The 15035-nt window shown below is 65.4% G+C and carries 6 protein-coding genes; all 6 read left to right on the top strand.

The window, feature by feature from the left end:
• The first annotated feature begins 53 nt into the window (after nt 1-53).
• The 6 genes from hutI (at nt 54) to AC04SI_RS12670 (ending at nt 14822) form a co-directional block, all read left to right on the top strand.
• Nucleotides 54-1289 (top strand): imidazolonepropionase, encoded by a 1236-nt coding sequence (gene hutI / locus AC04SI_RS12695; protein WP_404277526.1) that lies wholly within the window; start codon nt 54-56, stop codon nt 1287-1289.
• The gene (gene hutH, locus AC04SI_RS12690; RefSeq protein ID WP_488474280.1) at nt 1286-2827 is read left to right on the top strand and encodes a histidine ammonia-lyase; all 1542 of its coding nucleotides are present in this window, start codon (nt 1286-1288) and stop codon (nt 2825-2827) included. The genes hutI and hutH overlap by 4 nt, the downstream gene beginning before the upstream one ends.
• Nucleotides 2824-3639: an N-formylglutamate deformylase gene (gene hutG / locus AC04SI_RS12685; protein ID WP_488474279.1), complete on the top strand. Its 816-nt coding sequence runs from the start codon at nt 2824-2826 to the stop codon at nt 3637-3639. The genes hutH and hutG overlap by 4 nt, the downstream gene beginning before the upstream one ends.
• 25 nt (nt 3640-3664) lie before the next feature.
• On the top strand, nt 3665-5338 hold the full coding sequence (gene hutU, locus AC04SI_RS12680; RefSeq protein WP_404277532.1) for a urocanate hydratase: 1674 nt from the start codon (nt 3665-3667) through the stop codon (nt 5336-5338).
• Between the two features lie 85 nt (nt 5339-5423).
• The gene (locus AC04SI_RS12675; protein ID WP_404277534.1) at nt 5424-6011 is read left to right on the top strand and encodes a HutD/Ves family protein; all 588 of its coding nucleotides are present in this window, start codon (nt 5424-5426) and stop codon (nt 6009-6011) included.
• Nucleotides 6012-6269: 258 nt separating this feature from the next.
• Nucleotides 6270-14822 (top strand): glycoside hydrolase family 94 protein, encoded by an 8553-nt coding sequence (locus tag AC04SI_RS12670; RefSeq protein ID WP_488474278.1) that lies wholly within the window; start codon nt 6270-6272, stop codon nt 14820-14822.
• Nucleotides 14823-15035 lie beyond the last annotated feature (213 nt).

The following is a 15035-nucleotide window of genomic DNA, read 5'->3' as shown; positions in this document are numbered from 1 at the left end:
GTGCGTTTCAATATGTATATACATAATTGCCATCCATTGAAACGGAAAAGATGATGGCGGCACAAATGAAAAGCCGGGCAGGGGGCCTTCACCTTTGGCGCAATGCGCGCCTGGCGACCTTGTCCGAAAACACGTCCGGACTGGGCATCGTCGAAAAGGGCGCGATCGCCGCGCGCGATGGCCTGATCGTCTATGCCGGCCCGGAAGCCGAGATGCCGTCCAGCCTCGCTCAGGGCGCCGAGAGCATCGACTGCGATGGCCGCTGGATCACGCCCGGCCTGATCGACTGCCATACACATCTTGTCTATGCCGGCAACCGCGCCAACGAGTTCGAGATGCGTCTGGCCGGCGCCACCTATGAAGAGGTCGCCAAAGCCGGTGGCGGCATCGTCTCGTCGGTCAAATCCTTGCGTGCCGCCAGCGAGAACGAACTTGTCGCCCAGACGCTACCGCGCCTCGATGCGTTGATGGCGGAAGGCGTCACCACCGTAGAAGTAAAGTCGGGCTATGGCCTCGACCTAGCCAATGAGACAAAGTCGCTGCGGGCCGCGCGGCAGCTGGGCAACAAACGCCCGGTGACGGTCCGCACTACATGCCTCGCCGCCCACGCGCTGCCGCCCGAGGCAAAAGGCGACAAGGACGCTTTCATTGATCTCGTCGCCAAGGAGATCCTGCCGGCCGTTGCCGCCGAAGGTCTCGCCGATGCGGTCGACGGATTCTGTGAAGGCATCGCCTTTTCGCCCGAGCAGATGTCTCGCGTTTTCGACAAGGCCAGGGCGCTGGGCTTGCCGGTGAAGCTTCACGCAGACCAGTTGTCCAATCTGCACGGCGCAGAACTCGCCGCACGCTATGGCGCGCTCTCTGCCGACCATCTTGAATACACCGATGAGGCCGGCGCGGCCGCAATGGCCAAGGCTGGCACCGTGGCGACGATCCTGCCCGGCGCCTATTATTTTATCCGTGAGACCAAGAAGCCGCCGGTCGCCTTGTTCCGCCAGCACGGCGTCAAAATGGCGGTCGCGACCGACTGCAATCCCGGCACCTCGCCGCTGACCTCGCTGCTCTTGACCATGAACATGGCGGCGACCTTGTTCGGCCTGACGGTCGAGGAATGCCTTGCGGGAGTCACCCGCGAAGCGGCCCGCGCGCTCGGGCTGCTGGAAAAGACCGGCACCTTGGAGGCCGGCAAATCCGCCGATCTCGCGATCTGGGACATCGAGCGCCCGGCCGAACTCGTCTACCGCATGGGCTTCAACCCGCTGCATGCCCGCATCTGGAGAGGACAATGACCGAACTCGTTTTGAAGCCCGGCAATGCGACGCTTGCCGACTGGCGCGCCATCTACCGCGGCGCCGTGCCTAGGCTGGATGACGCCTGCCGGCCAAAGATCAAGGCCAGCGCCGAGGCCGTCGCAAGGATCGTCGCCAAGGGTGAGCCGGTCTATGGCATCAACACCGGCTTCGGCAAATTGGCGAGCGTCCGCATTCCCGCCGCCGACCTCGAGACCCTCCAGCGCAACATCGTGTTGTCGCATGCCGCCGGTGTCGGCGAGCCGATGCCGGTCGCTGTCACCAGGCTGATGATGGCGCTGAAACTCGCCAGCCTGGCGCAGGGCGCATCCGGCGTGCAGCCGCAGACCATCGAATTGCTGGAAGCCATGCTCGCCAATGACGTCATCCCAGTGGTGCCGGCGCAAGGCTCGGTCGGCGCTTCCGGCGATCTGGCACCGCTGTCGCACATGACCGCTGTGATGATCGGCGTCGGCGAATGCTTTACACCGCATGGCCGTTTCCCGGCCAAGGTCGCCTTCGTCTCGCACGGGCTGGAGCCGGTCACGCTCGGGGCCAAAGAAGGGCTGGCGCTGCTCAACGGCACCCAGTTCTCGACCGCTTACGCTTTGGCCGCCCTGTTCGAGGCCGAGGTCCTCTACCAGTCGGCGCTGGTCGCCGGCGCCCTGTCGACCGATGCGGCAAAAGGCTCCGACGCGCCCTTCGATCCGCGCATCCATCTGCTCAGAAAGCATCGCGGCCAGATCGAGACGGCGGACGCGTTGCGCAATCTGATGGCCGGCAGCGCCATCCGAGAATCGCACCGCGTCGGCGACGAGCGCGTGCAGGACCCGTACTGCCTGCGCTGTCAGCCGCAGGTGATGGGTGCCGCACTCGCCGTGCTGCGCCAGGCCGCCGATACGCTGGGCACCGAGGCCAATGGCGTCACCGACAATCCGCTGATCTTCGCCGAGGATGACACGGCTCTTTCCGGCGGCAATTTCCACGCCGAGCCGGTGGCCTTCGCCGCCGACATGATCGCGCTTGCCGTCTGCGAGATCGGCTCGCTGTCGGAGCGGCGCATCGCCATGCTGGTCGACCCGGCGCTGTCCGGCATGCCGGCCTTCCTGACGCCGAAGCCGGGGCTGAACTCCGGCTTCATGATCCCGCAGGTGACCGCCGCGGCGCTGGTTTCCGAGAACAAGCAGAAGGCCTATCCGGCGAGCGTCGATTCCATCCCGACCTCGGCCAACCAGGAAGACCACGTCTCGATGGCAGCACACGGCGCACGCCGGCTGATCGGCATGGTGGAGAATGCCACGGCAGTCATCGGCATCGAGTTGCTGGCCGCCGCGCAAGGCTGCGACTTCCACGCTCCACTGCCTTCGAGCACTGCGCTCGAAGCTGTCCGCAAGCTGGTCAGGGCGGAAGTGCCGCATCTCGACAATGACCGCCATTTCCACCCCGACATGGAAAAGGCCATCGCCATTGTGCGCAGTGGTGCGGCGGTGGAGGCGGCGGGCGCGGTGGCGCTGCCCGCGATTTCGGGAGCGGCATGATGGCCGACTGGCTCACGGTAACGGACGGCACGGCACCGCTGCTGGTGTCGATCCCGCACACCGGCATCGATCTCGCCGGCCTCGAGAACCGTTTGGTCTCGCCTTGGCTCGGCCGCCGCGACTGCGACTGGTGGATCGACAATCTCTATGATTTTGCTGCCGGCCTCGGCGCGACGATCGTCCATACGGCGATCTCGCGCACCGTCATCGACGTCAACCGCGACCCGTCCGGCGCATCGCTCTACCCGGGCCAGGCGACGACTGGCCTTTGCCCGACCGAGAGTTTCGATGGTGATCCGCTCTACCGCGAAGGCGAAGAGCCGGGACCGTCGGAGATCGATGAGCGCCGCGAAAAATACTTCATGCCCTATCATGCCGCCTTGCAGGCCGAAATCGACCGGCTGCGCGGCCTGCACGGCAAGATCGTGCTCTATGACTGCCATTCGATCCGCTCGGTGCTGCCGCGCCTGTTCGAGGGCACGCTGCCGGTGTTCAACCTCGGCACCAATGATGGCAAGAGCGCCGATCCTGCGTTGCAGGCGATGGTTGGCCAGATCCTCGCCGAAACCGGCGAGACCTTCGTCATCAACGGCCGCTTCAAGGGCGGCTGGATCACGCGCAATTTTGGCAAACCGCAAAACAACGTGCATGCGCTGCAGATGGAGCTCTCCAACCGTGGCTACATGCGCGAGCCCGGAGGCAAGGGCGCGCCGGACAATTGGCCGGCTCCTTATGATGCCGAGTTTGCAGCACCGATCCGCGCCACGCTGAAAAAGATCCTCGAAACCGCGATTGACTGGGCCGGACGCTGACGCGCCGCCTTACTCGAAAGGGACAATGATGACCGATCCTCGCCACAACATCCGCGAAGTCCGCAGCCCGCGCGGCGCCGAGCTCAACGCCCGCACCTGGCTGACCGAGGCGCCGCTGCGCATGCTGATGAACAATCTCGATCCCGACGTTGCCGAAAACCCCAACGAACTGGTCGTCTATGGCGGCATCGGCCGCGCCGCGCGCACCTGGAACGATTTCGACCGCATCGTCGCGTCGCTGAAGACGCTCGGCGAGGACGAGACGCTGCTGGTCCAGTCCGGCAAGCCGGTCGGGGTGTTTCGCACCCATCCGGATGCGCCGCGCGTGCTGATCGCCAATTCCAATTTGGTGCCGCATTGGGCGACCTGGGAGAAATTCAACGAGCTCGATAAGAAGGGCCTGATGATGTACGGCCAGATGACGGCCGGCTCGTGGATCTATATCGGTACGCAAGGCATCGTGCAGGGCACCTACGAGACCTTCGTCGAGGCCGGCCGCCAGCACTATGGCGGCAATCTCAAGGGCAAGTGGATCCTGACCGGCGGCCTTGGCGGCATGGGCGGCGCCCAGCCGCTGGCGGCCGTCATGGCCGGCGCCTGCTGCCTGGCCGTCGAATGCGATCCCGACCGTATCGATTTCCGGCTGCGCACCCGCTACGTCGACGAGCGCGCCGACACGCTGGACGAGGCGCTGGAAAAGATCGAGCGCTGGACCAAGGCCGGAGAGGCGAAGTCGGTCGGCCTCGTCGGCAACACCGCCGATATCGTGCCGGAACTAGTGCGGCGCGGCGTGCGCCCCGACATGGTCACCGACCAGACCTCGGCGCATGACCCGCTGAACGGCTATTTGCCCAAGGGCTGGACGCTGGCCGAATGGCGCGAGAAGCGCACGTCCGATCCCAAGGCGGTTGAGAAGGCCGCCCGCTCGTCGATGCGCGAGCATGTAGAGGCCATGGTGGCGTTCTGGAATGCCGGCGTGCCGACGCTCGACTATGGCAACAACATCCGTCAGGTGGCCAAGGAAGAGGGCTTCGAGAACGCCTTTGCTTTCCCCGGCTTCGTCCCGGCCTATATCCGCCCGCTGTTCTGCCGCGGCATCGGCCCGTTCCGCTGGGCGGCGCTGTCTGGTGATCCCGAGGACATCTACAAGACCGACGCCAAGGTGCGCGAACTCACTCCCGGCAACACCCACCTGCACAATTGGCTGGACATGGCGCGCGAGCGCATCGCCTTCCAGGGCTTGCCGGCGCGCATCTGCTGGGTCGGCCTCGGCGACCGCCACCGGCTTGGCCTCGCCTTCAACGAGATGGTGGCCAAGGGCGAGCTCAAGGCGCCCGTCGTCATCGGCCGCGACCATCTCGATTCCGGCTCGGTCGCATCGCCCAACCGTGAGACGGAAGCGATGAAGGACGGCTCCGACGCCGTCTCCGACTGGCCGCTGCTCAACGCGCTGCTCAACACCGCGTCCGGCGCCACCTGGGTGTCGCTGCACCATGGCGGCGGCGTCGGCATGGGCTTTTCGCAGCATTCAGGCATGGTCATCGTCGCCGATGGCACGCCCGCAGCAGCAAAGCGGCTGGAGCGGGTGTTGTGGAACGACCCGGCGACCGGCGTCATGCGCCACGCCGACGCCGGCTACGACATCGCTGTTGACTGTGCCAAGCAACACCAACTCAACCTGCCGGGCATTTTGGGGTGAGAAACGTCCGGCCGCAGGCAGGCGAAAAGCCGCAGAAGCGGCTTTTCGCGTTTCGAACGCCCGTAGCCATTGCGGAGGGTTAAGCATGCGCATCCTTCGTGCCGCCGACTACCGCGTCATGCCGTGGAAGAACGGCGGCGGCACGACGACCGAAATCGCCGTCTCACCTGACGGCGTCGGGCTCGACGATTTCGACTGGCGCGTCTCCATGGCGCGCGTCGAGGCCGGCGGGCCGTTTTCGAGCTTTGCTGGCGTCGACCGCACCTTGGCCGTACTGGAAGGCGAGGGCATCATCCTCGATATCGCCGGTCAGGCCCCGCAGAAACTGACCAGCGCCTCCGCCCCGTTTTCCTTCCCGGCCGACGTGCCGACCGGAGCCGAGCTGATCGCCGGTCCGGTCACCGATCTCAACGTCATGACCCGCCGCACCCGCATGACCCACACTGTCGAGCGGCTGCTGATTTCGACCGCGATCGACGTTTCGCCGGCCGATGATGCGACGCTCGTCCTCTGCCTCGACGGCGAACTCGCGGTGCACGGCGCCGCGCCGGCGCGCCTGGGTCCGCTGGATGCGGTTCTGCTGGGGCAGGGCGCCTCGGAACTGCGCTTGGAGCCCACACGGACGGCGGCTCTGTTCGTCGTCCGCATCGGTCGTGTTGCCGGCAACGGTTAACGCCTGTCTCCAAACATGATCGCGCTGCCGGCGAAATATCGCGTAAGCTGTTGCCCGTACCACGAAAAAGCCTGAATCCGATCAAATCCGAATGGGTGCGAGGGGCGCTCATCCGGAAGTTGTCGAGAGACGGCGCCCTGTCGCGCGCGGAAACAACATTTCGACCAATGTCGCCATGCAACCAATTGCATTTGAATCGCTTTTAGGGACATTGCCGTGGCGGGGACGCCGCATCGCGCCCGCTATACGGAATTTTCAATGAACATACAGACGAACCCCGCCAAGATCGAAAAGACGAGCGCCGCCTTTCCGGCCATTACGGAAGAGCCGATCCGCTCCAATTTCCTGCCGGAGGACCGGCTGCGTGCGCTGGGCAGCGGCCTTGCCGAGGGCGAAGTCGGGGACCTGTTCGGGCTGACGCCGTTCGAATTCCAGGCCCGTATCCGCGACAGCGCGAAACGGATTCTCGAAGTCTACCGCTCGACCAATGCCGCGCAAGCGAAGGGCGAAACCATCACGCCGGCGGCGCAATGGCTGCTCGACAACAACTATCTGGTCGAGGAGACGATCTTCCAGGTCAAGCGCGATCTGCCGCGCCGCTTCTATCGCCAGTTGCCGACCCTGAAACTGTCCGACGGTACCAGCGTGCCGCGCGCTTTGGCGGTGGCCTGGACCTATGTCGCGCATTCCGACAGTTCGGTCTCGGCGACCATGTTCAAGTCGATCGTCGAGGGCTTCCAGTCGGTAGAGCCGCTGAAGATCGGCGAGCTCTGGGCGCTGCCGTCGCTGCTGCGCTTCGTGCTGATCGAAAACCTTCGCCGCATCGCCGTGCGCGTCAACCGCACGCGGCAGATGCGCCAGATCGCCAACGAAGTCGCCGACCGCGTGCTGGCGACCGACGACAACGCCGACCGCCAGGCGATCCTGTCGCACTACGTCACCCATGCGCAGGACACAACCTTCGCCACCCAACTGCTCTACCGCCTGCGCGACGGTTCGCAGAATGCCGGCCGGGCGCTGGAATGGCTGGAGGGCGAGCTCGAGAAGACCGGCTCCGATGCCGAGGAAATCATCATCTCGGAGCACCACACGCTGTCCAGCGGCAATGTCACCACCGGCAACATCATCCGCGGCCTGCGTCTGATCAACGACGTCGACTGGACGGTGTGGTTCGAAGGCGTCAGCCGCATCGACACGCTGCTGCGCGAGCGCACCGATTTCGCGGCGCTCGACTTCTTCTCGCGCGACCAGTACCGCACCGCCATCGAGGAGCTGGCGCGCCGCTCCGAGCTTTCTGAATACCGCGTCGCCGAGAAGGCGATCGAGCTCGCCGGCCGTGCTACCGGCGCCACCGAGAGTGCAGCGCATACGGATGTCGGCTTCTTCCTCGTCGGTCCGCGCCGGCTGGAGCTGGAAAAGGCGATTGGCTACCGGCCGACCGTCAGCGTCACCGTCAAGCGGACCTTCGCCAACACCGGCTGGCTGGGTGTCGTCGTGCCGGTGTTTGCGCTGACCGTCCTGCTTCTGGCGCTCGCCGGCAACGCGCTTGCCCATCTCGGCCTTTCGGTGCCGTCCATCGTGCTGATGCTGGCGCTGTTCGCCGTGCCGGCCAGCGAGGGCGCGCTCGCATTCTTCAACACCGTCGTGTCGCTTTTCCTGAAGCCGACGCGGCTCGTCGGTTACGACTACAAGCATGGGGGCGTGCCGGCCGAGGCGCGCACCCTGGTCGTGGTGCCCTCGCTGATCGGCTCGCGCGACGATGTCGAGGAAAACATCCGCAACATCGAGGTGCACCACCTCGCCAACACGGCCGACGAGATCCGTTTCGCGCTGCTTTCGGACTGGCCGGATTCCAAGACCGAGATCGACGCCGCCGATATCGAGATCCTGCAATATGCCCGCGACGAGATCGCCCGGCTCAACGCCCGCTATCCGTCGGAAGGGGCGCCGCGTTTTTATGTGCTGCACCGGCGCCGGCTTTACAATGCCGCGCAAGGCTGCTGGATGGGCTGGGAGCGCAAGCGCGGCAAGCTGCACGAGCTGAACCTTTTGCTGCGCGGCGACAGCGACACCACCTTCCTGCCGCTTGATGTGCCACTGCCGGAAAACGTCGTCCATGTGATGACGCTCGACGCCGACACGCGCACCACCCGCGATGCCGTCGCCACCTTGGCCGGCAAGCTCAGCCATCCGCTCAACCGGCCGCATTTCGATGCGGCCAAGCGTCGTGTCACCGCCGGCTACACCATCCTGCAGCCGCGCATCACCGCTTCTTTGACCAGCGGCGACGACGCCTCGTTCTTCCAGCGGATTTTCTCCGCCAATCGCGGCCTCGACCCCTACGTCTTTGCCGTTTCGGACGTCTATCAGGACGTCTTTGGCGACGGCTCCTTCACCGGCAAGGGCCTCTATCATGTCGATGCCTTCGAGGCGGCGCTGAAGGGCCGCATCGAGGAGAACACCATCCTCAGTCACGATCTGCTCGAAGGCGCTCTGGCGCGCTCGGCGCTGGTTACTGATGTCGAGCTGGTCGAGGACTATCCGATCCGCTACTCAGTTGATGCTTCCCGCCATCACCGCTGGGCGCGCGGCGACTGGCAACTGCTCGGCTTCATCTTCAATCCGCGCTCCGGCGTGCCGGCGCTGTCGCGCTGGAAGATGGTCGACAATCTGCGCCGCTCGCTGACGCCGATCTTCTGGGTGATGGCGGCGATCGCCGGCTGGACGCTGCTGCCCTTCACGCAGGCCGCGCAATGGCAGGCGCTGCTGATCCTCAGCCTGTTCATGGCGCCGACCTTCGACATCGTCAACGGCATCCTGCCGAAGAGCGGCGACCAGACGCCGCGAGGCCATTTCTCGGCGCTGGCGCGCGACACCGTCTTCGGCACGGCCCTCGTGGCGCTTAAGATCCTGTTGATGGCGCATAACGCCTGGATGATGGGCGATGCGATCGTGCGTACGGTCTACCGCCTGTTTGTCAGCCGGCAGAACCTGCTCGAATGGCGCACCGCCTCGCAGGCGCACAAGAGCGGTGGCAGCGATCTCGCAGCCTATTACGGCATGATGTATGGCGCCGTGATTATCGGCGTCGTCGGCCTGGCCATTCCAGTACTCGCCGATTCCACCGGCGCCTTCGTCGCCTTCTTCTTCGCGATTTTCTGGATCGGCTCGCCGGCGGTCGCCTGCTGGATCAGCCGCTCGGCCGAGACCGAGGACCGGCTGCGCATCTCGGCCGCCGACATCCATGCGCTGCGCACCGTGGCGCGGCGCACCTGGCACTACTTCGAGACTTTCGTCACCGCCGAGCACCACAATCTGCCGCCGGACAATTTCCAGGAGAGCCCGGCGCCGGTGGTGGCGCCGCGCACCTCGCCGACCAATATCGGCGTCTACCTGCTGTCGGTGGTTTCGGCGCGCGATTTCGGCTGGATCAGCCTGTCCGACGCCATCACCCGTATCGATGCGACGATGGCAACCATCGAGAGCATGCCGCGCGATCGCGGCCATCTCTACAACTGGTACGACACGACCACGCTGAAGCCGCTGTATCCGCTCTACATCTCGGCCGTCGACAGCGGCAACCTCGCCGGCCATCTGGTGGCGGTGGCGGCAGCCTGTGCCGAATGGGCGGAGGCGCCTTCCGTTCACCTGCAGGGCGACTTCGAGGGCATTCTCGACACGGTGACCATCCTCGACGAGAGCCTCGAGGAATTGCCCGACGACCGCCGCCAGCTCAGGCCGCTGCGCCAGCGGCTGGCCGATCGTCTCGACGGCATGCGGCGCGCGGTGATGACCATCAAGGCACAGCCCGAGATGGCGTCGATCCGCACCATCAACCTTGCCGTGCTCGCCGGCGAGATCCGCAAGCTTGCTGTCGCCATCCACACCGAGGCCGCGTCGCCGCGCAGCGATGTCATCGCCGATTGGGCGGCGCGGCTGGAGGCCACCTGCGAGGCGCATGTCCACGACTCGCATAATGACGAGAACGCCGTCGAAACCTTGCGCGCCAGGCTCCTGGCACTGCGCGAGCGCACGCGCCGCTACGCCTTCGAGATGGATTTCTCCTTCCTGATGCGGCAGGAGCGCAAGCTCCTGTCGATCGGCTACCGGGTCGAGGAACACCAGCTCGACGAAAGCTGCTATGACCTTCTCGCCTCCGAGGCGCGGCTGACCAGCCTGTTCGCCATCGCCAAGGGCGACCTGCCGACCGAGCACTGGTTCCGTCTTGGCCGGCCGATCGTCGAGATCGGTTTCCAGGGCTCGCTGATGTCCTGGTCGGGCTCGATGTTCGAGTATCTGATGCCGCCGCTGGTGATGAAGGAGCCGCAAGGCAGTATCCTCAACCAGACCAGCAAGCTGATCATCAAGCGCCAGATCCAATATGCCCGCTCGAAGAACGTGCCGTGGGGAATTTCGGAAGCCGCCTACAACGCGCGCGACCGCGAGCTGACCTACCAGTACACCAATTTCGGCGTGCCCGGGCTCGGGCTGAAGCGCGGCCTTGGCCAGAACACGGTGATCGCGCCTTACGCGACGATCCTGGCGGCGCAGTTCACGCCGCGCGAATCCGTCCAGAACCTGGCAAGGTTGAAGGCCATTGGCGCGCTTGGCCGGCACGGCTTTTACGACGCCGTCGATTTCACGCCGCAGCGTGTGCCCGAAGGCTCCGACCACGCCGTCGTGCTGAACTACATGGCTCACCATTCGGGCATGTCGATCGCCGCCGTTGCCGACGCCATCTTCGAGGGCCGCCTGCGCGACCGCTTCCACAGCGACCCGGTCATCGAGTCGGCCGAACTCCTGCTGCAGGAGAGGGCGCCGCGCGACATCCCGACCGCCACCGTCAGGACCGAGGCCGACGAGCGCTCCAAGGACGAGACCGAGACCGAAAGCCCGGACACGCGCATCATCCTCGATCCGGCACGCGCGCTGCGCTCGACCAACGTCATGTCCAACGGCCGCTATTCGGTGATGGTCACCGCCACTGGCTCGGGCTACAGCCGCTTTGGCGAGTTGGCCGTCACCCGCTGGCAGCCGGACCCGACCGAGGATCGGCTCGGCTCCTACGTCTTCCTGCGCGATGCCGGCACTGGCGACTGGTGGTCGGCGACATCAGAGCCGAGGCGGGCTGAGAACGAGCGCGTCCAGACGCTGTTTTCCGACGACAAGGCGAGCTTCATCAAATCCGTGGGATCGCTGCGTTCGGAAGTCGAATGCATCGTCATCTCGGAAGGCAATGGCGAAGGCCGCCGCGTCACGCTCTACAATGACGGCGCCGTCGATCGGCATATCGAGGTGACTTCGTTCGCCGAACTGGTGCTGGGCAACGAAGCCTCGGACTACGCCCATCCGGCCTTCTCGAAAATGTTCGTCGAGACCGAGATCGCGCCCAACAAGGGCGCCATCCTCGCCACCAGGCGCAAGCGCGAGAAGAACGAACCCGACCTCACCATGGCGCATTTCGTCACCGATCCTTCGGGACCGGCGCGCGATGCCGAGGCCGAGACCGACCGGCGCGCCTTCATCGGCCGCGGCCGCACCATCGTCGATGCGGCTGCCTTCGATCCCGGCGCAAAGCTTGGGGGCCATTCCGGCTTCACGCTGGATCCGGTCGCAGCCCTTCGCCGGCAGGTGCGCGTGCCCGCCAACAAGAAGATCTCGCTGACTTTCTGGACCGTCGTCGGCGCCAACCGCGCCGAGCTCGACGAAGCCATCGCCCGGCTCGACCATCCGGAAAGCTTCGCCCGCCAGGCGATGCTCGCCTGGACCCGCAGCCAGGTGCAGACCCGCCATCTCGGCCTTAGCCTGACCGACGCCGCCAATGTGCAGAAGCTGGCGCGCTATCTGGTCTATCCTGATTCCTTCCTGCGCCTGCCGGCCGAATCCATCGCGTCGGGTCTTGGCAAGCAGTCGAGCCTGTGGCCGACCAGCATCTCCGGCGACTTCCCGATCTTCCTGGTCCGCATCGGCGACGTCGCCGATCTGGAGATCGTCGCCCAGGCGCTGCGCTTCCAGGAATATATGCGCGCCCGCGGCATGATGATCGACTTCGTCGTCGTCAACGAACAGGCGTCCTCCTATGTGCAGGACCTGCAAAGGGCAGTCGAGACGCTGTGCGAAAACGCCCGCCTGCGCGGCAAGGAGCTCGGCCCGCGCCAGCACATCTTCGCCGTACGCCGCGACCTGATGGACGAGGCCACCTACAAGACCTTGCTCGCGGTTGCCCGTGTCGTGCTGCACACGCGCAACGGCACGATCTTCGACCAGATCGAGCGCGCCGAGGCGGCGGCGCTGCAGGCGCGTGATGCCCTGCAGCCGGCGCCGGGCGCAGCGGGCCCTCGCGAGCCATCACTGCCGGCACCGGCCTTCATGGCGCGCGCCTCGGCGGAAAGCAGCGCCGACGGCAGCGGCTTGAGCCTCTGGAACGGTTTTGGCGGCTTCGACGGCGACGGCCGCCACTACGTCACCCGTTTGACCGGCCACCGCACAACGCCCCAGCCCTGGATCAACGTCATCTCCAACGCCTCGTTCGGCTTCCATGTCTCGGCCGAGGGCGCGGCCTTCACCTGGAGCCGCAACAGTCGCGACTACCAGCTGACGCCATGGTCGAACGATCCGGTCTCGAACCGGCCGAGCGAGGGCATCTACATTTACGACCACGCCAGCGGCAAGGCATTCTCGCCGACGGCCGCCGTGCTGCGCGATCCCGCCATGACCTACGAAACATGGCACGGACAGGGTTTTTCGACCTTCCGCTCGAAGCGTGGGCCGCTGTCGATGGACCTGACGCATGTGGTGGACGCGGACGATCCGGTGAAGATCACCCGGCTGCGTATCCAAAATTCCGGCTCGGTGTCGGCGCGGCTGCGCATCTATGCCTACGCCGAATGGGTGCTTGGCGGCCATCGCTCGCGCACAGCGGCGACCATCGTCCCGTCGCGGGATGCCGCGACCGGCGCGCTGCTGGCGAAAAATCCCTATGGGCTCGATTTCAGCGAGCGGGTGGCCTTCCTGGCCGCCGGCGGCCCGGTGCATTCGGTGACGGCGGACCGCAGCGAGTTCATCGGCAGGCATGGCAGCAGCCAGTATCCGCAGGCGGTGCTGGCGGGTGCCAACCTGTCCGACCGCGTCGAAGCCGGTGATGATCCCTGTGCCGCGATCGCCAGTGATGTCGACATCCCCGCCGGCGGCGACGTGACGCTGTTCTGGCTGCTCGGCGACGCGGCCTCTGTCGAAGAGGCGAGCGCGCTGGTGCAGACCCATCGCGGCAAGGATTTCGACCAGCGTCTGGCCGACAATGAGCGCGTCTGGCGCGGCTTCCTTGATACCATCCAGGTCGAAACGCCCGACAAGGCGCTCGACGCCATGGTCAACCACTGGCTGCCCTACCAGAGCCTCGCCTGCCGCATCCGTGCCCGGTCCGCCTTCTACCAGGCGAGCGGCGCCTTCGGCTTCCGCGACCAGCTGCAGGACACGCTGGCGCTCTTGGCGCATGATCCAAAGCTGGCGCGCGACCAGATACTCAATGCGGCGCGCCGGCAGTTCCCCGAGGGTGATGTGCAGCATTGGTGGCTGCCGCGCACCGACGCCGGTGTGCGCACCATGATCTCGGACGACGTGGTCTGGCTCGCCCACGCCACCAGCCGCTACATCGACGTGACCGGCGATGCCGGCATCCTGAAGGAGCAGTTGCCGTTCATCGACGGGCAGGAACTCGGCGAAGGCGAGCACGATGCCTTCTTCACGCCGGAGATTTCCAAGACGCATGCCTCGCTCTACGACCATTGCGCGCGGGCGCTCGATCTTGCCATCAAGCGCAGCAGCCCCGCCGGCTTGCCGCTGATCCTCGGCGGCGACTGGAACGACGGCATGAACCGCGTCGGCGAAGGCGGCAAGGGTGAGAGCGTCTGGCTGGGCTGGTTTCTCTTGAAGACGCTGGGCGACTTCGCCCCCATCGCCAAGACGCAGGGCGACACCAAGCGCGCACAAACCTGGACAAAGCACGCCGACGCGCTGAAGCGGGCGCTGGAAAGCACCGCCTGGGACGGCCAATGGTATCGCCGCGGCAGCTTCGACGACGGCAGCCCGCTCGGCTCGCACAACTCCGCAGAGTGCAAGATCGACTCCATTGCTCAGTCGTGGAGCGTGCTGTCGGGCGAGGGCGATCCGGCGCGCTCGACCACCGCCATGCAGCAGGCGACAAAGATGCTCGTCGACGACGAGCTCAAGATCGTCAAGCTGTTCACGCCGCCCTTCTCCAGGACCGACAAGGACCCGGGCTACATCAAGAGCTACCCGCCGGGCGTACGCGAGAACGGCGGCCAGTACACCCACGCGGCGACATGGTTCGTCATCGCGCTGGCCGAGATGGGCCGCACCGACGACGCCTACCGATGCTTCTCGATGCTGAACCCGGTCAACCATTCCGCCGACGAGGCTACCGCCGAGCATTATCGGGTCGAGCCCTATGTCGTGGCGGCCGACATCTATGCCGGGGAAAGCAAGGGCGGTCGTGGCGGCTGGACCTGGTACACCGGGTCGGCCGGCTGGCTTTACCGGGCTGCGGTCGAAGGCATTCTGGGCATCGAGCGGCGCGGCAAGCAGATCACGTTCCGGCCGAAACTCCCCGGCCATTGGGACGGCTATGCGGCGACGCTCAAGATGCTGGAGGCCGAGGTCAAGGTTCGTGTCATCCGCGACAAAAAGGCCAAATCCATCTCGCTCGAGGTCAATGGAACCAAGACAAAATCCTCGTCCTTTGAGCCGAAGGCCGGCGACAAGGTCGAGGTGGTTGTCAGGATACCTGCGTGACATCAAAGGCTTGAAGCACTATCTGCACGTCCTTCGGGGCGGGCAGTACTCTCTCGTCTTTATTTGCGGATCATCTTGGCGAACGGCCGGCTCGATCTATTAGACCCAGCTACGCAAGCTTCCGGTGATTAAAAATGTGGCAGCGCTTCGGCGCTGCCATGATTTTGCCGCAAGGCTGACATTTCACCTTTTATCTCAAACCGTTAGGTGATC

It is taken from the genome of Mesorhizobium sp. CNPSo 4689, from assembly GCF_057784325.1.
The sequence above is the reverse complement of the archived record's forward strand: the minus strand, read 5'-3'. Positions and strand labels throughout refer to the sequence as shown.